18 protein-coding genes and 1 tRNA gene are annotated in these 21,902 nt (G+C 65.4%); 9 read left to right on the top strand and 10 right to left on the bottom strand.

Annotated elements, in window-relative coordinates; all coding sequences use genetic code 11:
* Window positions 1–57: 57 nt before the first annotated feature.
* The 4 genes from B7G54_RS19295 to wecB all read right to left on the bottom strand — a co-directional run bounded on the left by B7G54_RS19295 (window position 58) and on the right by wecB (window position 5,498).
* Entirely contained in the window at window positions 58–825 is a 768-nt protein-coding gene (locus B7G54_RS19295; RefSeq protein ID WP_085040522.1) for a class II aldolase/adducin family protein, read from the bottom strand.
* Between the two features lie 72 nt (window positions 826–897).
* Window positions 898–3,222, bottom strand: a complete 2,325-nt coding sequence (locus tag B7G54_RS19290; protein WP_085040521.1) for a xanthine dehydrogenase family protein molybdopterin-binding subunit — start codon at window positions 3,220–3,222, stop codon at window positions 898–900.
* On the bottom strand, window positions 3,219–3,680 hold the full coding sequence (locus B7G54_RS19285; protein WP_034186692.1) for a (2Fe-2S)-binding protein: 462 nt from the start codon (window positions 3,678–3,680) through the stop codon (window positions 3,219–3,221). The genes B7G54_RS19290 and B7G54_RS19285 overlap by 4 nt, the downstream gene beginning before the upstream one ends.
* A gap of 600 nt (window positions 3,681–4,280) precedes the next feature.
* On the bottom strand, window positions 4,281–5,498 hold the full coding sequence (wecB, locus tag B7G54_RS19280) for a non-hydrolyzing UDP-N-acetylglucosamine 2-epimerase (protein WP_085040520.1): 1,218 nt from the start codon (window positions 5,496–5,498) through the stop codon (window positions 4,281–4,283).
* A gap of 1,321 nt (window positions 5,499–6,819) precedes the next feature.
* Between wecB and B7G54_RS19275 the strand changes: the two genes are divergently transcribed.
* From B7G54_RS19275 to B7G54_RS19260, 3 genes are all read left to right on the top strand, one after another.
* Window positions 6,820–7,908, top strand: a complete 1,089-nt coding sequence (locus B7G54_RS19275; protein WP_085040519.1) for a prenyltransferase/squalene oxidase repeat-containing protein — start codon at window positions 6,820–6,822, stop codon at window positions 7,906–7,908.
* A gap of 46 nt (window positions 7,909–7,954) precedes the next feature.
* On the top strand, window positions 7,955–9,772 hold the full coding sequence (gene glmS, locus B7G54_RS19270) for a glutamine--fructose-6-phosphate transaminase (isomerizing) (protein ID WP_085040518.1): 1,818 nt from the start codon (window positions 7,955–7,957) through the stop codon (window positions 9,770–9,772).
* 1,482 nt (window positions 9,773–11,254) lie between these two features.
* Window positions 11,255–11,629: a surface-adhesin E family protein gene (locus B7G54_RS19260; RefSeq protein ID WP_133059191.1), complete on the top strand. Its 375-nt coding sequence runs from the start codon at window positions 11,255–11,257 to the stop codon at window positions 11,627–11,629.
* A gap of 150 nt (window positions 11,630–11,779) precedes the next feature.
* Here B7G54_RS19260 and B7G54_RS38685 read toward each other — a convergent pair whose 3' ends face one another.
* The 3 genes from B7G54_RS38685 to B7G54_RS19250 all read right to left on the bottom strand — a co-directional run bounded on the left by B7G54_RS38685 (window position 11,780) and on the right by B7G54_RS19250 (window position 13,601).
* A complete protein-coding gene (locus B7G54_RS38685; RefSeq protein ID WP_133059190.1) occupies window positions 11,780–12,328 on the bottom strand; it encodes a hypothetical protein in 549 nt (182 codons plus the stop codon).
* A 200-nt stretch (window positions 12,329–12,528) separates the two neighbouring features.
* Window positions 12,529–12,605, bottom strand: a tRNA-Arg gene (locus B7G54_RS19255).
* A 165-nt stretch (window positions 12,606–12,770) separates the two neighbouring features.
* A complete protein-coding gene (locus tag B7G54_RS19250; RefSeq protein ID WP_021157259.1) occupies window positions 12,771–13,601 on the bottom strand; it encodes an undecaprenyl-diphosphate phosphatase in 831 nt (276 codons plus the stop codon).
* Window positions 13,602–14,079: 478 nt separating this feature from the next.
* On the opposite strand from B7G54_RS19250, the gene B7G54_RS19245 reads away from it, so the two are divergent.
* The 5 genes from B7G54_RS19245 to B7G54_RS19225 all read left to right on the top strand — a co-directional run bounded on the left by B7G54_RS19245 (window position 14,080) and on the right by B7G54_RS19225 (window position 19,624).
* Window positions 14,080–14,991: an aldose epimerase family protein gene (locus B7G54_RS19245; RefSeq protein ID WP_085040515.1), complete on the top strand. Its 912-nt coding sequence runs from the start codon at window positions 14,080–14,082 to the stop codon at window positions 14,989–14,991.
* Between the two features lie 151 nt (window positions 14,992–15,142).
* Window positions 15,143–15,844 carry a peptidoglycan DD-metalloendopeptidase family protein gene (locus B7G54_RS19240; protein WP_085040514.1) on the top strand — a complete coding sequence of 234 codons (702 nt, stop codon included), beginning with the start codon at window positions 15,143–15,145 and terminating at the stop codon, window positions 15,842–15,844.
* A gap of 370 nt (window positions 15,845–16,214) precedes the next feature.
* Window positions 16,215–17,834: an acyl-CoA synthetase gene (locus B7G54_RS19235; protein WP_085040513.1), complete on the top strand. Its 1,620-nt coding sequence runs from the start codon at window positions 16,215–16,217 to the stop codon at window positions 17,832–17,834.
* Window positions 17,835–17,910: 76 nt separating this feature from the next.
* Window positions 17,911–18,234: a DUF2288 domain-containing protein gene (locus tag B7G54_RS19230; protein ID WP_069256317.1), complete on the top strand. Its 324-nt coding sequence runs from the start codon at window positions 17,911–17,913 to the stop codon at window positions 18,232–18,234.
* A 10-nt stretch (window positions 18,235–18,244) separates the two neighbouring features.
* The gene (locus tag B7G54_RS19225) at window positions 18,245–19,624 is read left to right on the top strand and encodes an MATE family efflux transporter (RefSeq protein ID WP_085040512.1); all 1,380 of its coding nucleotides are present in this window, start codon (window positions 18,245–18,247) and stop codon (window positions 19,622–19,624) included.
* A gap of 19 nt (window positions 19,625–19,643) precedes the next feature.
* On the opposite strand, the gene B7G54_RS39085 is transcribed toward B7G54_RS19225, so the two are convergent.
* A complete protein-coding gene (locus B7G54_RS39085; protein ID WP_165765591.1) occupies window positions 19,644–19,820 on the bottom strand; it encodes a hypothetical protein in 177 nt (58 codons plus the stop codon).
* 136 nt (window positions 19,821–19,956) lie between these two features.
* Between B7G54_RS39085 and B7G54_RS38205 the strand changes: the two genes are divergently transcribed.
* Window positions 19,957–20,127 (top strand): hypothetical protein, encoded by a 171-nt coding sequence (locus B7G54_RS38205; protein WP_165765590.1) that lies wholly within the window; start codon window positions 19,957–19,959, stop codon window positions 20,125–20,127.
* A gap of 201 nt (window positions 20,128–20,328) precedes the next feature.
* Here B7G54_RS38205 and B7G54_RS19220 read toward each other — a convergent pair whose 3' ends face one another.
* The gene (locus B7G54_RS19220; RefSeq protein WP_085040511.1) at window positions 20,329–21,135 is read right to left on the bottom strand and encodes a GNAT family N-acetyltransferase; all 807 of its coding nucleotides are present in this window, start codon (window positions 21,133–21,135) and stop codon (window positions 20,329–20,331) included.
* 170 nt (window positions 21,136–21,305) lie between these two features.
* Complete coding sequence (gene sixA / locus B7G54_RS19215; RefSeq protein ID WP_085040510.1) at window positions 21,306–21,767, bottom strand: phosphohistidine phosphatase SixA; 462 nt, start codon at window positions 21,765–21,767, stop codon at window positions 21,306–21,308.
* Window positions 21,768–21,902: the final 135 nt, after the last annotated feature.

Below are 21,902 nucleotides of genomic sequence, written 5' to 3'. Positions count from 1 at the left end.
ATGCGAGTGCTGGCAGGAATTTAGCACGATCGTTCGAAAACGACAACGACGGATACGCTAGTCCGCGTAACCGGGATTGTGTCGATCGAGCCGGCGCAGCAGGCCGGGCCAGACGAGCGCGCCGGCACCCATCCCGCGCGTCACCGCGGCGATCTGCTGCTTGATGCCGTCGAGAATCGGTTGCGCGATCGGCAGCAGCGCGGTGCCGCCGGCCTGCGCGCGGACCTGGATCATGCAGGCCGCTTCGAAGAAGTACATCGCGACGAACGCGTCCGCCGGCGTCGCGCCGACGGTCAGCAGGCCGTGGTTGCGCAGCATCAGGTTCGTGTTGGCGCCGAGGTCGCGCACGAGGCGCGCCTTCTCGCCCTCGTTGAGCGCAATGCCTTCATAGTCGTGATAGCCGAGCGACGCGAGCACGCCGAGCGACTGCTGCGACAGCGGCAACAGCCCCGCTTCCTGCGCCGACACGGCGACACCGTTGATCGAATGCGTATGCATCACGCACAGCGTGTCGTCGCGAGCCGCATGCACCGCGCTGTGGATGGTGAAGCCGGCCGGGTTGATCTCGCACGGTGATTCGGACACCTTGCTTCCGTCGAGATCCACCTTCACCAGCGACGATGCCGTGATCTCGTCGAACATCATGCCGTAAGGGTTGATCAGGAAATGGTGCTCCGGGCCGGGCACGCGCGCGGAAATATGGGTGAACACCAGATCGTCCCAGCCGAACAGCGCGGTGAGACGATAGGCCGCCGCGAGGTTGACTCGCGCGTCCCATTCGGCGGGGGAAACCGACTGCTTCACACTGACTTCGGATGAGGCCACGTCACGCTCCTTGCTCAGGGGTCGATGTGCACCGGGCCGCACGATGCGGCCCGGCGTGGGGGATACGCTGCGTTAACCCGCGTGCGGCTTCGCGAGCTGATCGGCAACCGGCAGGCTGCGGATGCGCGTGCCGGTTGCCGCAAAGATCGCATTGGTCAGCGCCGGCGCAACGGGCGGCAGGCCCGGCTCGCCCACGCCGCCGAGCGGCGTCGCAAAATCGTCCGGCGCGACGAGATGCACGCGGATTTCGCGCGGTGCTTCGTTCATTCTCAGCACCTGGAAGCCGTTGAAGTTGCTCTGCTCCGGATGGCCATCCTTGAACGTGATCTCGCCGTGCAGCGCGATGCCGAGCCCCATCACCACCGCGCCCTCGAGCTGCGAGCGTACGCGCTCCGGATTGACCTGTGGCCCGCAGTCGATCGCGATGTCGACCCGCGGCACCGTGATCTTGCCGTCGGCATCCACCTGCACCTCGCACACCGCCGCCGTATACGACACGAAGCTGCGATGCGCAGCGATCCCGAGCCCGTGCCCTTTCGGCAGCTTGCGCCCCCAGCCGGCTTCGCGCGCGACCGTCTCGACCACGCGCCGCAGCCGCCCGGTATCGACCGGATACAGCGCCGGATCCTCGCCGTAGTTCACGTTCTTCACCGTGATGTGCGGCTCGAAACGCCGCGCGGGCCCGATCAGATCGAGCAGGAAATCCTTCGGGTCGCGACCGGCCGCATGCGCCAGCTCCGACACGAAGCTCTGGATGCCAAACGCATGCGGGATGTTGTAGACCGAGCGGAACCAGCCGATCCGCGTGTGTGCTTCCGCAGCCGGATTCTCGATCCGCACGTTCGGAATCGCGAACGGCAGGTCCGCGATCCCCTGCGCGAGTTCGCCCGGCTGCTCGTGCACGACGCCGGCCCTGAACGTCGACTGGATCGACGGCGCGACCGTGCGATGCTGCCACGCGACCACTTTCCCCGCCGCATCGATCCCGCCGTCGAACGCTTCGAGCGACACCGCGTGGAAATAGTCGTGCGCGATGTCGTCCTCGCGCGTGAACGTCAGCTTGACAGGCGCGCCGACCGCCTTCGACAGCAGCGCTGCCTCCACCACATAGTCAGGCTTCGACTTGCGGCCGAAACCGCCGCCGAGCAATGTCACGTTGACCGTCACCCGTTCCGTCGGCAACCCGAGCGCTTTCGCGACCTCGTCGCGCGTGGTCTGCGGCGCCTGCGTGCAGGTCCACACTTCGCAGCGGCCGTCGGCCACGCGCGCGACGGCCGCAGGCGGCTCCATCGTCGCGTGCGCGAGATGCGGGATGTAGTACGTCGCACGCACGCGTTTCGCGGCGCCGGCCAGCGCTGCCGCCGCGTCGCCGTCGTTGCGGATCACGTCGCCCGGTTGCGCGGCGGCCGCTTCGAGCGTCTTGCGATACGCGGCCGAGTCGTAGTTCGCGTTGGGCCCGCGCTTCCAGTCGATCTTCAGTTGCGCGCGTGCCTGGATCGCCGTCCACGTATCGCGCGCGACGACCGCTACACCACCGAGTGGCTGGAAACCGGATGGCAGCGCCGTTGGCGCGAGCTGCACGACCTTGACGACGCCCCTCAGCTTCTCCGCCGTCGATGCGTCGAACGACGCCACCGTGTCGCCGTAGGCCGGCGGTCGCGCAACGACCGCATACAGCATCCCGTCGAGCCGCGTGTCGATCCCGTAGTGCGCGCGGCCGCCGACGATGTCGCGCCCGTCGATCAGCGCCGTTTCGCCCTTGCCGATATAGCGGAATTCGGCCGGCGCCTTCAGCATCACCGTTGCCGGATCCGGCGCCGGCAGCGCGGCCGCTTTCGCTGCCAGTTCGCCGAAACCGAGCTTGCGCCCGCTCTTCGTGTCGACGACCTCGTGCACCGTCGCCTTGACCTGACGCACATCGACGCCCCATGCCGCGGCGGCAGCCTGTTCGAGCATCGTGCGCGCGGCCGCGCCCGCGCGGCGCAACGCGGCGAAGCTCTGGCGCAGGCTGCGCGACCCGTCGGTGTTCTGGTTGCCGTAGCGCGGCTCGTCGCCGACGGCCTGCGCAACCTTCACGCGAGCCCAGTCCGCGCCCAGTTCGTCCGCCACTACGAGCGCAACACTCGTGCGCACGCCCTGCCCCATCTCGGAGCGGATGCAGGTCACGGTGACCGTGCCATCCGGCGCGATCGAGACGAACAGGTGCGGATCGTCGCGCAACCCGTGCGGCATCCCGGCGCCGCCATACTGCGGATTCGCGCTGACGGGCGGCTGCACCGGCGCGGCCGCATGGACGAGCGACGGCATGCCGAACGCGAGCAACAGCCCGCCGGACGCGAAGCCGAGCAGCAGCGCTCGGCGGCTTTCGTTCTGGACGGAGAGTTCGGGCGCGCTCATGCGGCACCTCCGCGGCGTACGGCCAGGCGAATCGCCGCGCGAATGCGTGTGTAGGTGCCGCAGCGGCAGATGTTGCCGGACATCGCATCGTCGATGTCGGCGTCGGTCGGATGGGGATTCGTCTTCAGCAGCGACGCGGCCTGCATGATCTGCCCGGACTGGCAGTAGCCGCACTGCGCGACGTTCAGTTCCTGCCAGGCCTGCTGCAGCGGGTGAGTCAGGTCCGTCGACAGTCCCTCGATCGTCGTCACGCGCTTGCCGGAAGCGGCCGCGACTGGCGTGATGCACGACCGGATCGCAACGCCGTCGAGGTGCACGGTGCATGCGCCGCACAGTGCCATGCCGCAGCCGAACTTGGTGCCGGTGTGGCCGAGAACATCGCGCAGATACCAGAGCAACGGCATGTCGGGATTGCCGTCGAAGTGCTGCTCGCTACCGTTGACGGTCAGCGTGATCATCGTTCACCTCCTGGTTGCGATGCCCGCGTCGGGCAGGCATCGGGTGGGGATTCGAACGGCGCGGCGCACATTCCGGACAACCAGGGCAGGCGGGGCGCCGAGTCGTGGGCCGTGTTGCCTGCAAACACGGCCCGGCTGATGCTGCAAACGATGCTGCCGCCCGGTTGCCTGCGCAACATGACAACGACTTCCCGGCCGCTCGCTCGTCCGCATGGATCGCCGATCCGCATTATCGAACCATTTCGGATTTGCCGTCGGATTGGGGCGATTCGGGCACTTCAGGGAATCGGGGCGGGAAATTCGCCCGGGGATGGCATGCCGCGACCGGTCACGCTTGCCGGTGAGGTTGGCCGGTGATACAGGTATCGATGGTTACGATGTCGCAATCCATCGAACCATGCCGCGAACCGACGGGAATCACCGGCTCGCCCGAAAACGTTCGCTGTTTGAGTTCGTCCGGTCGTTCACGCTGACACACGAATGCGCCCGTCTCGCTGCACGGCGGGATCGCGCAAACGCAAACGTCCGGCCGGCCTATCGGCCGGACCGGATCATCGCATGACTGCAACGAGCCATTCGGACGCTAGCGCGCCATCACGCTCAGGGCGACCTCAACGCCTGCAACCCCAACGTGAGCGCGTTGAACGGCATCTCCGCTGCCCCCAACGAAAAGCTCGTTGCTTTCGTGGGCACCCCCGGATTCCGCATCAGCGCATGAACGATCCGCTCGCTCGCATGACCGTCGCCGTATGGATTGCTCGCACGCGCCATTTCCCCGTAAGCGCTCTCGCTGTCGAACAGCCGCGACGCCTCCCACACGATCCGCTCGTGGTCGGTGCCGACGAGCCGCGCCGTGCCCGCCTGGATCGCCTCGGGCCGCTCCGTCGTCTCGCGCGTGACCAGCACCGGCTTGCCCAGTGCCGGCCCTTCTTCCTGAATGCCGCCCGAATCGGTGATGATGAAATGCGCGCGTGACATCAGGAATACGAACGACAGATACTCCTGCGGCTCGATCAGGTAGATGTTCGGCAGGTGGCCGAGCCGTGCGCGCGCCGGCTCCCGCACATTCGGGTTCATGTGCAGCGGATAGACGAACTGCGCGTCGGGATAACGGTTTGCGAGCGTGCACAGCGCATCGCAGAAATTCTGGAACGGCTCGCCGAAACTCTCACGACGATGCCCGGTGATCAGCACGACACGCCGCGACGGTTCGAGAAACGGAAACTGTCGCGCGACCTTCTCCGACAACTCGGTGGTGTGATCCAGCATGCGCTTGACGTCGTGCAGCGCATCGATCACGGTATTGCCGGTCAGCACGACCGCGCCGCCCGGCACGCCCTCGCTGAGCAGGTTGTCGCGTGCCTGCCCGGTCGGCGCGAAATGCCATGACGACACCGCATCCGTCACCCGGCGGTTCAACTCCTCCGGCCACGGCGACCAGATGTCGCCACTGCGCAAGCCTGCCTCCACGTGCCCGACCGGCAGATAACGGTAGAACGCCGCGAGGCTGACCGCCAGCGTGGTCGTCGTATCGCCATGTACCAGCACGACGTCCGGACGCAATTCGTCGAAGACGATGCCGATTGCCTGCAGGATGCCGGTCGTCACATCGGTGAGCGTCTGACTTTGCCGCATCACGTTGAGATCGTAGTCGGGCTTGATGTCGAATAGCGTCAGCACCTGATCGAGCATTTCGCGGTGCTGCGCGGTCACGCATACCCTGGCGTCGACACCCGATTGTGCCTTCAATGCACGCACCAGCGGTGCCATCTTGATGGCCTCCGGCCGAGTCCCGAACACAAGCAAAATCTTTTTCATCGTTATCCTCGTTGAGCCATTTCGCGCTGAATGACCCTGCTCGTGGCGCGAAGCATGTAATCAGGTGGCGCCTCCCGTACTCGCACGCGGTCGACACGTTGCGGTGTCGCGGAGCGAGCGCGCCGCCCTGTCTGCGTGGTCTACGCCACGCGAATCGTCGTACTACCGGTGTCCCGTTGCACTTGGTCCGTCACGTCATGATTCGTTCCTCGCTGGGCCAGGCGTCACGTTTGTTCGTCACATCACGTCCCTCCACTACAGCAATATTCAAACCAGCCGCCCTGCGGCCGCGTCCGGTTCGCGCTGCACGCACCGCGCACGCGTGGCGCGCGACGGAATGTTTCACAACTGCTACGCGTTTCCCATCGCCGGTCGAGCGCGATACAGGCAACCATCCGGGCAATCGCACGGTCCCTTTCGCATCGTCGTCCGATGAATCGCGAACTCATGTCGAGCGTCCAGTGCGCAACGAATCTCACGCATCTGTCGAAACGCATTGCCTTTCCTTGATCCGCTCCTTTTGTCTGTGCAGCGGGCGACGCAATCGACCGCCCTGCCGCGGTCATGCATGAGGGATTTACCCGATACGCAACCGCGTTCACGTCGCACGAATCGGCGGGTCGGAAATGTTGCGAATGTGTAACGCAGATCCGGAACGGGGTCATTACACCGGGACCCGGTTCATGCAAAGCACGCGACCGCACGCACCGCACCGGCATCCCGGCCGGTGCACACGCAACGAACGGCGCGAGGCACACCGCCGCGTAGAGTCGTGCTGCCAAGACAGCACCGGTTCGACAGACAATTCGCACGACGCACGCGGGCGCAACGCCGATCGCGCGCGGACATTCGGCCTGCGCGCACGCTGATTCTTCGATGAATCAAAAATTACCGCCGCCGTCGACGCCACGCACCCGGCCTCCCCCCTGCCCCTTGCTGCGCGCGGCATCGCGGCCGATGGCTCACGCCTTGCTTAATGACAGTCAGGTGTGCCTCGATGCGCTCGCCCGACAGCGAACGAACGAGGACATCCAGGCAACGAAACCGGGACGAAACGCGACGCGTCCGCGTGGAGCGAAAGACAAGCGCTCCTGCGCGCCGAACGTGCCGAAGTGTCCTATTGAAGTACGCGCGATCTGCGAGCCTGGTTCCGGTTCCGATGTCAAGAACCGGACCGTGAACGCAAATATCGCTAGCAGCCTCGGGTTTACCGGCACCCCGGTGAACCGAGCCACAACGTCGACACGCTCGCCGGGCGCGACGCGGCCAACGCCGCGCCCGGCGACGATTGCACCGGACCGCCGCGCAGGAGCCCCAGATCATGAACCGGCCCGCGCTTTGCCCGACCGCACGTTCGCGCGTAGCGGCCACCGTCGCGCTGTGCCGCCTGTGGCACGTCGCCTGCTGTATCGCCGCGTGCGGCTTCGCACTGCACGCGAGCGCCGCCGAACTCCGGCTCAACGGGCAATACCAGCGCGCCGACGGTGCGATCACCGTGCGCCTGAACGGCATCGGCATCGATCCATATTTCGCGGCGAAGGCGCTGCTCGCCGCGTCCGACGCACAACTCGATGCCCGTCAGGCTGCACTTGCGTGGATCGCCTGGTTGCTGCCGCACCAGCGCCCGGACGGTGGCTTCGATCGCTACTGCGTGAAGAACGGCCGCTACCGCGCATGTGCCGAAGCGGAGACCGACGACGCGATGATGGCGACCTGGATCGAATTGCTCGCCCGCTTCGCGCCGCCCGACGGCTTGCCCGCCGCGTGGGAACTCAGCCTGAACCGCGCCGGCATGCATCTGGACACGCTGCTCGACAAGCCATCAGGCGTCTATCAGATCTCGTCGTCGCTGCACGTCGCGTTGCTGATGGACAACGTCGAGGTACACAGTGCGTTCCAGGCGCTCGCGGCGTACTACATCCGGCGCGCCGACTACGCGCATGCGGGCCCGTGGACCCAGCGCGCCGACCAGCTTGCATCCGCGATCCTGAAGGTGTTCTGGCGCGGTACCGCATCCGGCTTTCGCGCCAGCACGCTGCAGGTCAGCGATACGAGCTTTTATCCGGCGAAGATCGCGCAGATTCTCCCGCTCTTGTCAGGTATTCAGGTGCCCGAACAATCGAACGAGACGATCTATTCGCAGTGGATGCGCAAGTACGGCAAGAGCTGGCATCAACTCGCCGACTCCGATTACCCGTGGAGCTTGATCGCGCTGGTCGCGCTCAAGATGAACGACTGGGGCACGTTCGCCTGCTGGCAAGCACGATCGGGGCCGTACCGGCACGACGCACACTGGAATGTACTGGAGGAATCGCTTTATCTGGCATTCGAAAACCGGATGGCCGCCCCCGTCGTACCCGCGCGATGCGGATTCACGACGGCGGCAGCAACGACAACCGCATCGCACTGACGCAACGGTGCGCGCGGTTCATGATCACTGAAAGGGGGAGACGTGTATGTGTGGCATCGTCGGCGCGGTCGCGCAACGGGACATCGTCCCGATTCTGATTGAAGGTTTGCGTCGCCTCGAATATCGCGGCTACGATTCATGCGGCGTGGCGACGGTCGTCGACGGCCAGGCGCGCCGCGAACGCAGCGTGTCGCGCGTCGCCGATCTCGACGCGCACGTGCGCACCGCCGGCCTCGCCGGCAGTACCGGCATCGCGCACACGCGCTGGGCAACGCACGGCGCGCCGGCAACCTGCAACGCGCATCCGATCTTCTCGCGAGACGAAATCGCGCTCGTGCACAACGGCATCATCGAGAATCACGAAACGTTGCGCAAGCAACTTTCAGACGAGCACTACGAGTTCGATGGCCAGACCGACACCGAAGTCGTCGCGCACCTGATCCACAGCGTGTATCGCGGCGACCTGCTCGCCGCCGTGCGCGCGGCGACGTCTCAGCTGCACGGCGCCTACGCGATCGCCGTGTTCAGCAAGCACGAGCCGCAGCGGCTGATCGGCGCGCGGGTCGGCTCGCCGCTCGTCGTCGGCGTGAAGGACGGCGAATGCTTTCTCGCGTCCGACGCGCTCGCGCTCGCCGGCATCACCGACCGCTTCATCTTTCTCGAGGAAGGCGACATCGTCGAGTTGACGCCGGGCGGCGTGCGCGTGCTCGATCACGGCGGCGCACCGGTCGAGCGCGCGGTGCAAACCATTTCCTCCGCGCAGGCGGCGGTCGAACTCGGGCCGTACCGGCATTTCATGCAGAAGGAGATTTTCGAGCAACCGCAGGCGGTGGCGGCGACCATCCCGGATGCGGGGCTGTTCGATCCGGCCGTATTCGGCCCCGACGCTGCGCGGGCGTTCGAACAGATCGACAACGTGCTGATTCTCGCGTGCGGCACGAGTCACTATTCCGGCCTGACCGCGCGCCGCTGGCTCGAAACGATCGCGCGCGTGCCCGCGCAGGTCGAGATCGCGAGCGAATACCGTTACAGCGACGCGCTCGCGATGCCGAATACGCTGGTGGTGAGCGTATCGCAATCCGGCGAGACCGCTGATACGCTCGCCGCGCTCAAGTACGCACAGGCGCTCGGCCACATCGACACGCTGGCGATCTGCAACGTGCCGACCAGCGCGATGATGCGGCAGACCGGCCTGCGCTTCCTGACGCGGGCCGGCCCGGAAATCGGCGTCGCGTCGACCAAGGCGTTCACGACGCAGCTCGTCGCGCTGTTCATTCTCGCCGTCACGCTCGGGCGGCTGCGCGGCTATGTCGACGATGCGCAGCTCGCGCGCTACACGATGCAGTTGCGGCGGCTGCCCAGCGCGCTCGAGGATGTGCTCGGGCTCGAGCCGCAGATCGAGCGCTGGGCGGCGGAATTCTCGCAGCACGAGAATGCGCTGTTTCTCGGGCGCGGGCTGCACTACCCGATCGCGCTCGAAGGTGCGCTGAAGCTGAAGGAGATTTCGTATATCCACGCGGAGGCGTATCCCGCGGGCGAGCTGAAGCACGGGCCGCTCGCGCTCGTAACCCACACGATGCCCGTCGCGACGATCGCGCCGAACGACTCGCTGCTCGAAAAGCTGAAGTCGAACATGCAGGAAGTGCGGGCGCGTGGGGGCCAGCTTTACGTGTTCGCCGACGCCGATACACGGATCGACAGCAGCGAAGGCGTGTCGGTGCTGCGGATGCCGGATTACTACGGGCTGCTGTCGCCGATCCTGCATGTCGTGCCGTTGCAGTTGCTCGCCTATCACGCGGCGTGTTTGCGTGGGGCGGATATCGACAAGCCGAGGAATCTGGCGAAATCGGTGACGGTTGAGTGAGGGGGTTGGGTAACCGGGACGGATTGGTGAGGTGCATTAATTTCGGTTACGGACACCCGATTCAGGTTTGGTTACGACGGCCTTTTGTGCCGCCAAGCCTCTCCTAACAAGGCGTAACTGAAACTGTTGTCAAAGTGGCGCCGGAGCTTTTTTCGGCGCCACTTTTTTGCGATTGTCTTGCAGATTTCACAAATTCCACAGGAGCGACGCCCCACTAAGCGGACGTTCTCGGCCTCGTTGTCGGCCTGAGCTGCCCCCTTCGGCCTTTCAACCCCCAATGCCCGTCACCTACCCGTCAAAGGGCGACGACCTTTGCTCCGGCCGGGCCCGCTCCGCCAATTTCTCGTAAAACGGCTCGTAGATTTCAAAGAGGCGCGCTGGCAGTTCGGGGCCCAGATACGGCTTCTCGTTCAAGAGTTCCGAAAGCAACAAAAGGCGTCTTTCGGGCTCGCGTCGCCTCCGCGAGTAGTCTTCGAAGAAGGATGCGAATCGGCACTGCCCTCGACGCACTGCTTCAATGAGACGGTCTAGGTGGTCGACGCTGAGGATGTACACGGGGTTATCCGATGCGAATTGGTCCGCGCTCGTAGTAACCACCTTGCCTGACCACATCTGTTACGCATGCGTCGAAGATACTTACCTTCGCGAGATGGTCCATCGTGAGGGAACCTTAAACGAGTGCAGAGTCTGCGAAGAAGAGCGCGAGGGCATCAGCGTTGCAAGATTGGGGGAAATCCTTGCGCCCAAGCGGCGGATCAAACTGTAAAGTAGTTGTGCCCGGCAGGCGATACGGGTCTGACGGGAAGCGTGACGGCGAACGGCTCGGGGCTCAACTCGGGAATGAGCGGCAATCTCGGAGGCGCACTCGGTTTCGCGCCCGCGGGGCTGTTCGGCGGTTTCCTTCCTGGTGGCGGGATGAGTGCAACACAAAGCGGCGCGCTCGGCGGCGGCATCTCGGGAGCGGTGAATGGGGCGGCTCCGATTGGCGGCGCAACGATGGGCGGTTTCAATGCGGCGCCCTGGATGCTCGGTGCAGCTGGTCTGGCTGGTCTGGGTCTCATCGCCACGTCTCATAATCGGCAACAAGCAGGGCCAGCGCCCGCGCCGGTCGCTCCGTTCGGATTCGGGCGCCCTGCCGTCCAAGCTCCGCCGATGCAGTCGACGCAGCCGTACATGCACATGTGACCGGTGGCCGCTAACGCAGCAAAGGGAAGTACCGCGCGCCGTCTGGTAACAGACAGAAAACAGACGGCGCATTTCCCCGTTTGGCTGGTAACAGCGAAATAACAGCGAACCATCCCCTGGACTGCTCGACGGTTTTATAGCCCCCAACTTCGCGAACGCCCTCAGCGCGGCACCAACCTGTTTAGCGGTTTGTTACCCCGGCGGCGGCATATCGAAAACGCCACAGATATGTACTGACGAACCGTGGACTCGGTATGATTGTCGCACTAGAAAACATGAAGACAGTCGGGGGAAAAGATGAAGCGCGCATTGATTTGCATTACGCTTGCCGGTATCACGACAGCAGCGTCCGCCTCAAGTTGGGTTCCCGTCGTAAATGAAAACGAATATACGATGGGCGTCGACTCAGAGACTTACAAGGCGAGCGGCGATAACCGCGACTTCTGGACCAAACAAGACTACAAGAAGACTCAGAAGACCTTGTCCGGGAAGCCCTACATCTCAATTGTGGCCAAGTGGCATATCAACTGCGCCAATGACACGTGGTCAGCAGCATCGATTTCGTACTACGATAAACTCGGTCGAATCGTTGTCACTGCGCCCACCACTGGCACATCTGATATAACCCCGGACACCATTGCGCAAGTAGTTGAACGTGCGGTCTGCAAGTGACGGCATCAAGGTACCGCGGCGTATCGCTATGCAAGAGGCGCTGCCCCCCTAGCCTCACCAGCCTCTCCGACGTTAGAGAAGAGTCATGCAGGGGTGCCAAGCTCTCCGACGTTTCCGCATGCCACCGAGAAACGCGGGAACGTTATATGCCTATTTGCCCATGCTGGACTTTTCTGCCTCGCAAGGCTGGCATGGGGCGGCCCAGTCGAACCCGTCTCCCTTCTGGACAATCTTCGGAAATCCGTTGGAAGCTCGCACCGTGTTGCAGTTGGGCCAGCGCTTATCGAACGTCCGTACAATCATCCGGTCAGGGGGCAAGAATTTATCGAGCCACTGTGGCCCGCCGTCCTTTTGTAACAGGTCAATAGCCAGCACATGCACACCGGACAGTGGAATATCTGTCCAATTGCTTGGACACGAAGCCTCCAGAGCCTTCAACTCTGGCGTCGCGGCATATTGCGGATTCCCGCCGAATGCATATCCGGCATCAAACAAGGCTTTCTTGGTCTGCGGTTCGCACTGCGCCCATGCCGTTGCCTCTGCCGCCGTCGTCGGAGCTTTTGTGTTGATTGACGCCCAACAGGTATCAAACCATTCCTGCCCCGTCTGGTAGAACCAGCCCTTACTCGCTCCCCATGCGACCGCGGCCGCAATGACAATAACGCCCAAGGCACCGCTTCCGCTATCGTTGCTGCTCACGTCTGCCCCCGTTTCTTTCTATTAGTCGAAAGCATTATCGGAGTTGATGAGGTGACGGGCAATGTGACATCGGATGGCGATGCGACCGAGACACCAACAGCGTCGTGATGAATTGACCAAATCCGGTTACACCATGGTTACATGGACGAAGGATTGATGGCTGAGACAGAGAGGAAGCGGAGATAAGTGCTTGATTTCACTGGCCCGCCCTACACGATTCGAACGTGTGACCTACGGCTTAGAAGGCCGTTGCTCTATCCAACTGAGCTAAGGGCGGTCGGGGAGAAATGACACGGCCAACACGGGCCGCATTTGACACAAGGCTTCGATCGACAGCAGAACCACCCAACTCGAAGCCCCGAAACAAAACGGGCCCGGCATGAAGCCGAGCCCTAAATTATACCCGATCATGGCGTCACATCACGCGAGACCGGCCTTCGCATCAAACCGGCTGCGGATGCAGCATGAACCAGCCGAGGCAGAACACGCCGGCGATCACGCAATACACGCCGAACGAAGCCAGCCGGCCGCGCCCTTCGAAATAGCGCATCAGGAATCGCACGCTCAGGTACGCGGCGATCGCCGTCAGCACGCCGCCGAGCAGCGCATCGGCGAGCTGGTCGCGCGCATGGAACAGCTTCGGCAGTTCGAGCACACCCGCCGCAAAGATGATCGGCGTACCGAGCAGGAACGAGAATTCCGCGGCCTTCTCCGCCGTCAGCCCCGCTGCATTGCCGGCGATCATCGTCAGCCCGCTGCGCGAGAAGCCCGGAATCAGCGCGCCGATCTGCGCGAGACCCACGAAGAACGCCTGCTTGAACGTCATCTTCTCCGGCGCCTGATGCGCACGGCTGCGCTGAATACGATCGCCGAGCCACAGCAGCACGCCGTTCACGATCAACGCGATCGCGACGATCCGCAGGTCGTGGAACACGCGCTCGATGCGCTTCTCGAGGAGCAGCCCGACGATGCCGGTCGGAATCGTACCGATGATCAGCGCCCACATCAGGTGCCCGTCGTCGTTCTTGCGGCCGCCGAGCTGCGCGAAGAAACCGCCGATCAGCGCGATCCAGCGCGCGCGGAAATACCACAGCAGCGCCAGCGCGGTGCCGAGGTGCAGCGCGACGAGGAACGGCAGCAGTTGTGGTGCGTGCTTGTCGATGTGCATGCCGAACAGCGCCGGCACGAGCAGCGTATGGCCAAGGCTGCTGACCGGAAAGAGTTCGGTGACGCCCTGCAGGACGCTCAGGAATACCAGAAACCAGAGACTCACGCGTCGGTCCTTTTAGTGAAGATTGAGCGGGAAGAAAAGCGGACGACGCGATGCGCGTCCGAAAAAACGCGTCCCGATTATGCCGAGCCCGGATTACTGCGCCAAGGCATTTGGCTGGATATTGCGGCAATGCACACAAATGCTTGCAATTTGTAAGCACTCAGAAAGCAAAAAGCCCGCCATTTGCATGGCGGGCCTTTCGATTTCGGCAGGAATTGCCGTCAGCGGCCGAGCTGATAGAAAAATAATACCGTGCTGCCGGTGAACATGCCGAACAGTGCGATACCCATTGCCATTGCCAGATCCATGGCCCCCTCCACGAAGTGTCATGACCCGGCAACTTCACCGGTTTAGAGGCATTATCCCGACCGTTGACAGTCTTAAAAACTCGCGATTTCCCGAGAAGGGTTTTCCCCGAGCCGCCGCGGCCCGATAATGGAGCGCGCCGTTCCCGTCCACCCGCCCAACCCGATTCGCCATGCCGATCTTCCAGCAACACGACATTCACGAACTTCACGCCGGTCCGTCGCTCGTCCGGGTCGCTCCGCAATTCGGCGGCCGCCTGCTGTCATGGCATGTCGACGGCGAACCGGTGATCTTCTGGCCGGACACGGCTGACTGGAGCAACCTCGCGCGCGTGCGCGGCGGCAACCCGCTGCTGTTCCCGTTCCTCGGCCGTCACCGCGTCGACGGCGAACTCGGCCGCTGGCGCGATGCCGCCGGCGTGGTGCGCGACCTGCCGATGCACGGCTTCGCGCGCGACCTGCCGTTCGCCGCGCAACCGTCGGCCGATGGCACCGCGTTGTCGATGACGCTCGACGCGACCGACGCGCTACGGGCGAGCTACCCGTTCGATTTCCGGTTCGAAACGTCCTACCGGCTGGCCGACTCGCATACGCTCGACGTCGCACTGACGACGACCAATCGCGGCGACACGCCGCTACCCTATTACGCCGGCCACCATTTCTATTTCGCGCTGCCGCACGGCGAACGCGCCGAAACCACGCTCGAACTGCCGCCGACGCATCGTTGCGCACAGCAGGCGGACGGTTCGATCAGCACGCCCGAACCGGGCGAAGCCCGTTATCAGCTCGACAACGCGGACATCCTCGACCGCTTCCACTGCCTCGACGGCGTGCCGGCCACCCCGGTGCGCATCGTGATGCCGGGCCGCCGCCGCACGATCGAGATCGCGCTCGACGTGCCGGGCTCGATCCCGTGGTACGCGGTCACGACGTGGACCGAAAAGCCGGATTCGGACTTTTACTGCGTCGAACCGTGGCTCGGCCTGCCCGATGCGATCCACAACGGCCTCGGGCTGCGCATGCTCGCGCCGGGGGCGACCGAAACCGCCACGCTGCGGATTCGTGTCCTTCCGCTCGCCGACTGATACACCAGCTGATACGCCATTCGCAACGCGCCGAACCGGCGCGCGACGGCCCCTGCAACGGCCCAAACTGCGGTGCGCGGGTCGAACCCGTTAAAATCGGACGTTTTGTGTTGCCTGCCGCGTCACGAGCGGCAGGGTTTTGCGAGGTTCAATGTTCGGAACAACAACGAAGCGACTCTTCGCAGCCGCCTGCGCCGCCCTGCTCGTCGCGTGCGGCTCCGCGCCTGTCGGCCCCGGGTTCTATCGCGTCGAGCGCGGCGACACGCTCTACAAGATCGCGCGCGACAACCGCACGTCGGTATCGAACGTCGTGCGCTGGAACCAGATGACGAACCCCGATGCGATCGAAGTCGGCCAGGTGCTGCGCGTCGCGCCGCCGCCCGGCACGACCACCGCATCGACGCCGTCGACCACCGGCACCGGCAGTGCCGGCCGGGCCCGCCCCGCGCCTTCCTCACCGGTTGAATCGGCTGTCAAGCCGGCCACGAGCATCGCACTGATCTGGCCGGCAGCCGGCAACGTGGTCCGCACGTTCGACGGCTCGAAATCGAAGGGTATCGACATCGCGAACGCGCCGGGCACGCCGGTGGTCGCGGCTGCGCCGGGTGTGGTGGTCTATGCGGGTAACGGGCTGCGCGGCTACGGCAACCTGATCATCCTCAAGCACAACGCCGATTACCTGACCGCCTACGCGCACAACCGCGCACTGCTGGTGAAGGAAGGCCAGTCGGTCACGCAGGGGCAGTCGATCGCCGAGATGGGCAACAGCGACGCCGACCGCGTCGCGCTGCATTTCGAGCTGCGCTACGGCGGCCGATCGATCGACCCGTCACGCTACTTGCCGGCGCGCTGAGCCATCGATGGACGACACGCGATGCCGGCGCGCATCGCGTGCCGTCGCGGTGAAAATCGGGAAAGGTGGTGTCAGCGCTTGCGCAGACGTCCGGTGAAACGGCCGGACAACGGATCGACGTGACGGGCAAACGCTACCAGTACGCCGATTCCGATCAGGCTGAACCCCGCAGCTATCAGAAGCAAATCCATGGTCACACACTGATTTTTTAAGTGATCTTATGCGTCATTGTGGAATCCTGCACTGAACCGCGGCTATCGGACGAGTGCGAAGAATCCCTACCCTCAGACGTCATTGTGGATTCGTCTGCGTGAATTCCTGATGTAAGCCGTGCGCCCGACACCACGTTCACCACCCCGGAGACAACGCGATGCTGCCCACCGCCGACCGCTACGACGACCTGCTCTCCCGCTTCGCGTGGGACGTTCCGGCGCTCTACAACATCGGCGTGGACGTCTGCGACAAATGGGCCGACGGCAGCGGACGCCTCGCGCTGATCCACGAAACGGCGCAAGGCGACGTTATTCGCATCACGTTCGACGACCTGAGGAATGCTTCTAACCGGCTCGCGAACAGCTTTGTGCGTGCCGGCCTGCAGCGCGGCGACCGCATCGGCATCTTTCTCGCGCAGGGCCCCGAAACGGCCATCGCCCACCTCGCCGCCTACAAGCTCGGCGCGATCGCGGTGCCGCTCTTCACGTTGTTCGGCGTCGATGCGCTCGAATACCGGCTCGCGAACAGCGAGGCGGCTGCGCTCGTCACCGACGCGGCCGGCTACGCGAAAATCGCGCCCCTGCGCGCGCAGCTTCCGGCACTGCATACCGTCTACTGCATCGGCGACGATGCGCCCGACGCGCCGGGCGTGCTGCGCTACGACGCGGCGCTCGCCGCCGAAACGCCCGACTTCGTACCAGCCGATACGACCGCGGACGATCCGGCGGTCATCATCTATACGTCCGGCACGACGGGCAAACCGAAGGGCGCACTGCACGCGCATCGCGTGCTGCTGGGCCACCTGCCGGGCGTCGAGATGTCGCAACAGTGCTTCCCCCGCGACGCACGCCTGTTCTGGACGCCCGCCGACTGGGCATGGATCGGCGGCCTGCTCGACGTGCTGCTGCCGTCATGGCATCACGGCGTGCCCGTGCTCGCCCGCCGCTTCGAGAAATTCGACGGCGACGCGGCGTTCGCGCTGATGGCACGGCACGGCGTCACCCACGCGTTCCTGCCGCCCACCGCGCTGAAGCTGATGCGCACCGTCCCGGCACCGCGCGAACGCTACGCACTGTCGCTGAAATCGGTCGCGAGCGGCGGGGAATCGCTTGGCACCGAACTGACGGCCTGGGGCCGCGACGCGCTCGGCGTGACGATCAACGAGTTCTACGGGCAGACCGAGTGCAACATGGTGCTGTCGTCGTGCGCGGCGCTGTTCGATGCGCAGCCCGGCGCAATCGGCAGGGCGGTGCCCGGCCATGCAGTCGCGATCGTCGATGCGGACGGCACGCCGCTGCCGCCCGGCGTCGAAGGGCGCATCGCGGTGCGCCGCCCCGACCCGGTGATGTTCCTCGAATACTGGCGCAACGCCGACGCGACGCGCGACAAGTTCGCGGGCGACTACCTGCTCACCGGCGATACGGGCATGATCGACGCCAACGGTTTCGTACGCTTCGTCGGCCGCGACGACGACGTGATCACGAGCGCCGGCTACCGGATCGGCCCGGGCCCGATCGAGGACTGCCTGCTTACGCATCCGGCGGTACGGATGGCGGCCGTCGTCGGCGTGCCCGATGCAACGCGCACCGAGATCGTCAAGGCGTTCGTCGTGCTGAATCCCGGCCACACCGGCGACGATGCGCTCGTGCAAGCGCTGCAGGCGCACGTGCGCACGCGCCTCGCCGCCCACGAGTATCCGCGCGCGATCGCGTTCGTCGACAGCCTGCCGATGACCGCGACGGGCAAGATCGTGCGCCGCGCGCTGCGCGACGCGTAGGCCGGCCGCCACCCGCGTCGCCCGTCCCGCCGGATGGTTTATAGTGGCGCCACCACGCAGTCTTTCCAAGAAAACGATGTCCTCTGATCACCACTCCGGCGCGGGCGCGTCGCACAGCCCGCTCTACGCCAAACTCCTCGGCGAAACCGCCAAGATCGACTGGTGCGATCTCGAACGCTTCTTTGCGCAGGGCAAGCTGCTGTCCGTTGCGCGCGACCTCGATCTCGTCAGCGTCGCGGAAGCGGTTGCCGACGACGATGCCGAGCAGGTCACGCGCTGGCTGTCGGCAGGCCTCGTCGCGCGCATGCCGGCCGAGACCGCCGCCGATTACGCGGCGCGCAACCCGGAGCTGTGGGCAGTCGTCGTATCGCCGTGGGTGTGCGTCCAGGAACGCGCCTGACGCGTCCGCCATGTCCGAATCCGCGTTACCGCACGGGGCCGGCACGGGCGCGGCCACCTCGGCCACTGTCACGCACCGGCGCGTCCTCGCGCTCGCGTTCCCGATCGTCCTCGCGAACCTGACCCAGCCGATCCTCGGTGCCGTCGACACGGCCGTCGCCGGCCACCTCGACGGCGCGCAGTACCTCGGCGGCGTCGCACTCGGCGGGCTGTTCTTCAATTTCGTGTTCTGGGGGTTCGGTTTCCTGCGGATGGGAACGACCGGCCTCGTCGCGCAGGCGCATGGCGCCGGCGACGCCGCCGCGATCCGGCTGAACCTGCTGCGCGCCTTGATCGTCGCGTTCGCACTCGGCGCCGCAGTGCTCGCCCTGCAGGTGCCGCTGCTGTCATTTGTACTGTCCGCGCTGGGCGGCAGCGATGCCGTCCGCGCAACGGCGCTTGCCTACAGCCACGCGCGGATCTGGAGCGCGCCGTTCGCGCTCGCGAACTACGTCGTGCTCGGCTACCTGCTCGGCGTGCAGCGCGTGAGGCTTGCGCTCGTCGCGCAGGTGTTCATCAATGCGGTAAACATCGGCGCCGTGCTGCTCTACGTGTATGGCTTCGGCTGGGGTATCGCCGGCATCGGCGCCGCGACGGCCACCGCAGACGCGTGCGGCTTCGCGCTCGGCGCATGGATGCTATGGCGGCTACGGCCGCGCGGCCTCGCGCCGATCGCGGTACGCGCGCTCGCCGATCGCGTCGCGCTCAAGCGGCTGATCGCGCTCAATCGCGACATCTTCCTGCGCACGCTGTGCCTGCTCGGCGCATTCGGCTGGTTCGCGCACCTCGGTGCGAAACAGGGCGATGCGACGCTCGCGGCAAACGCGCTGCTGCTGAATTTCCAGACGTTCATGGCGTACGGCCTCGACGGCTTCGCGCATGCGGCTGAAGCGCTCGTCGGCGCGGCGGCCGGCGCGCGCGACCGCGGCGCCTTCCGGCAGGCCGTGCGCGTCACGCTGTTCTGGTCGGCGCTCGGCGCGCTGCTGTTCGCGCTGGTGTACTGGGCAGCCGGCGGCTGGATCGTCGCGCGCCTGACCGACCAGGCCGAGATCCGCGAAGTGGCGCTGCGCTACCTGCCGTGGGCCGCGATTTCGCCGATCGTGTCGGTCTGGGGCTTCCTGCTCGACGGCGTCTTCATCGGCGCCACGCAGACGCAATCGCTGATGCGCGCAATGGTCGCGTCGTTGTCGATCTTCGTCGTGGCGACGCTCGCCGCCGTCGGCACATTCGGCAATCACGGCCTCTGGTTCGCGCTGCTGCTGTTCATGGCCGCGCGCGGCGCGACGCTGGCGCGCTACCTGCCGGGGCTGCTGCGGCACATCGGCACCGACGCGCCCGCGGCCCGCGCCTGACGGCGGGCCGAATCGGCCGTTACTGCACCGGCTTCGGCGGCGGCGCGTCGAGCATCGACGGCGGCGTCATGTCGGTCGGCACGCCGTGATAGTCGGCCGGATCTTCCGGCGGGTGACCGCGACGGGCCTGATGCGGATCGCTGGTACAGCCGGCGAGGAAGGATGCGGCCAGCACGGCCAGCATGAAACGGGTCATCGGGTATGGCTCCGGAAATCGGCGCGCCCATCGCACGCCGGGACCGCGCCGAGTCTAGCGGAAATCCTGTTTCGGAGTCGCGCCGCACATGTCCTACTATGTACGCATGGCGCTGTGCCGTAGAAAGGAGGCTGCCATGTCGTCTGAGGAAATTGCCGGCCTGATCGGCCTGTTCATCGGTCTGATGGTGCTCGTCGCCCTGTCGTTCTTCGAGTCGCGCGAATACAAGCGCAGCCATGGCGGCGAAGGGATGATCCATCACTGGATGGCCGAACACCACCTGCTCGACTGGCGGCGCAAGCACTAGGCGCGCCGCTGCCGTCCGGCCCTCCCCCGGGCCGTTCGCAAACGTGCCGTCCCGCGGCACGCTGGTGATCGCGTATCGCTGAAATTAACGGGGTTCGATTCACACACGCTGATCAGATGGACGAACGCCGTCGCGCGGCTCAGGCCACGCGACGGCGTTCGCCCGCGCGCGCCCGGGCGGTCGCAACGCGGTTCGGACGGCTCAGCCCAGGAAGTGGCGGGCGTAGCGCGAGTTGATGTCGGACAAGCGGAACAGCGTCAGGAAATCCGCGCAGTTGAAATCGGGATCCCAGGCCGGCGCACCGCAGATCTTCGCGCCGAGACGCAGGTAGCCCTTGATCAGCGGCGGCGGCGCCACGACGGTGCCCGTCTGCAGTTCGTCGACCGGCAGGGCCGTGTGCGGGAACGCGCGATACTCGGGCGCCGTCAGCGAGCCTGCCGACAGCGACTGGTACAGGTTCGCCGCATAGTGGCCGCCGTCGGCCATCGACACGCTCGCGCAGCCGAGCATCGTCTCGTAGCCGTTCTGCATCATGTACGCGCCAAGGCCGCCCCACAGCGCCATGATGACGGCGCCGCTGCGGTAGTCGCTGTGCACGCACGAGCGGCCGACCTCGACCATCTTGCCGCGCAGGTGCGTGAGGCGCGACAGGTCGAATTCGCCTTCGGCGTACAGGCGGCCGACACGCGCTGCCTGGTGCGGCGGCAACACGCGGTACGTGCCGACGACCTTCAGGGTGTCGAGATCGCGAACCAGCAGGTGGTCGCAGTACGCATCGAACGGATCGACGTCGAGACCGGAGGGGCCGCTGACCTGCGCGCCCATCTCTTCGGCGAACACGCTGTAACGCAGGCGCTGGGCTTCGCGCAATTCATCTTCCGTACGCGCCCACGCGGCGCGCAGGCGATACTCCGATGTGACGGTTTCAGCAGCGCGCGGCAGGTGGCGTCGCGACGTGTCGAGGGGCAGCGAGGCAAAAGGGAGCGTAGGCGTCGGCAGTTCTCGCATTAGGCTTTCCTGGTCGTAAGGAATAGGGCGACATGCCCGCCAATGTAGTAATCGGCCGTGACCGTTATGTGGCACGACCGTGTCCTTTCAATGACGTGTCGCCGAATTGACTTTAGCAGAAAGCTTGCAAAACCGTATGACGAATCCCTTCAAAGCGCTTCAGGCCGGCCTCACGCCAGGTCGGGCGTCATTACCGCCCGCAGCACGGCCTGCCGGTTGCCGTCACGCGTGCGGCTCGCCAGCCACACGATTCCGCCCTTCTTGACGCTCCAGCTATCGTCGTCGCCGGCGATCAGCTGCGCAGCGACACTGCCGAGCGTCGGCTGGTGCCCGACGATCACGACCGTCGGCGAGATGCCTTCCGGCCAGCCGGCCGCCGCCAGCACGTCGTCGACGCTGCCGCCCGGCGCGAGCGCGTCGACCGTCCGGTACTGGTCGGTCAGCGCCTCGACGGTCTGCACGGTACGGGCTGCCGGGCTCGCGAGGATCACCGTGTTCGTCTCGAGCCGGCCACGCAGCCATTTGGCCATCGCCTGCGCGTCCTTGCGGCCTCGGACGGTCAACTGACGCGCGAGATCGCTCGCCGCGTAGTCTTCGGCTTCGGCGTGTCGCCACAGGATCAGGTTCATCATGATGTTCTCCTTGCTTCGGCGAGCGGCCTCGCGCCCCGGCGTCCGGGCCGGCCGATTGCCGTGCGAATTGTCGCAAATTGCGGCCGGTTGGCCGCCGCGGCATTTACCCGCATATAGGGATTGACCGGATCAGCC

This window comes from Burkholderia puraquae (genome assembly GCF_002099195.1).
Classification (GTDB): domain Bacteria; phylum Pseudomonadota; class Gammaproteobacteria; order Burkholderiales; family Burkholderiaceae; genus Burkholderia; species Burkholderia puraquae.
The sequence above is the reverse complement of the archived record's forward strand: the minus strand, read 5'-3'. Positions and strand labels throughout refer to the sequence as shown.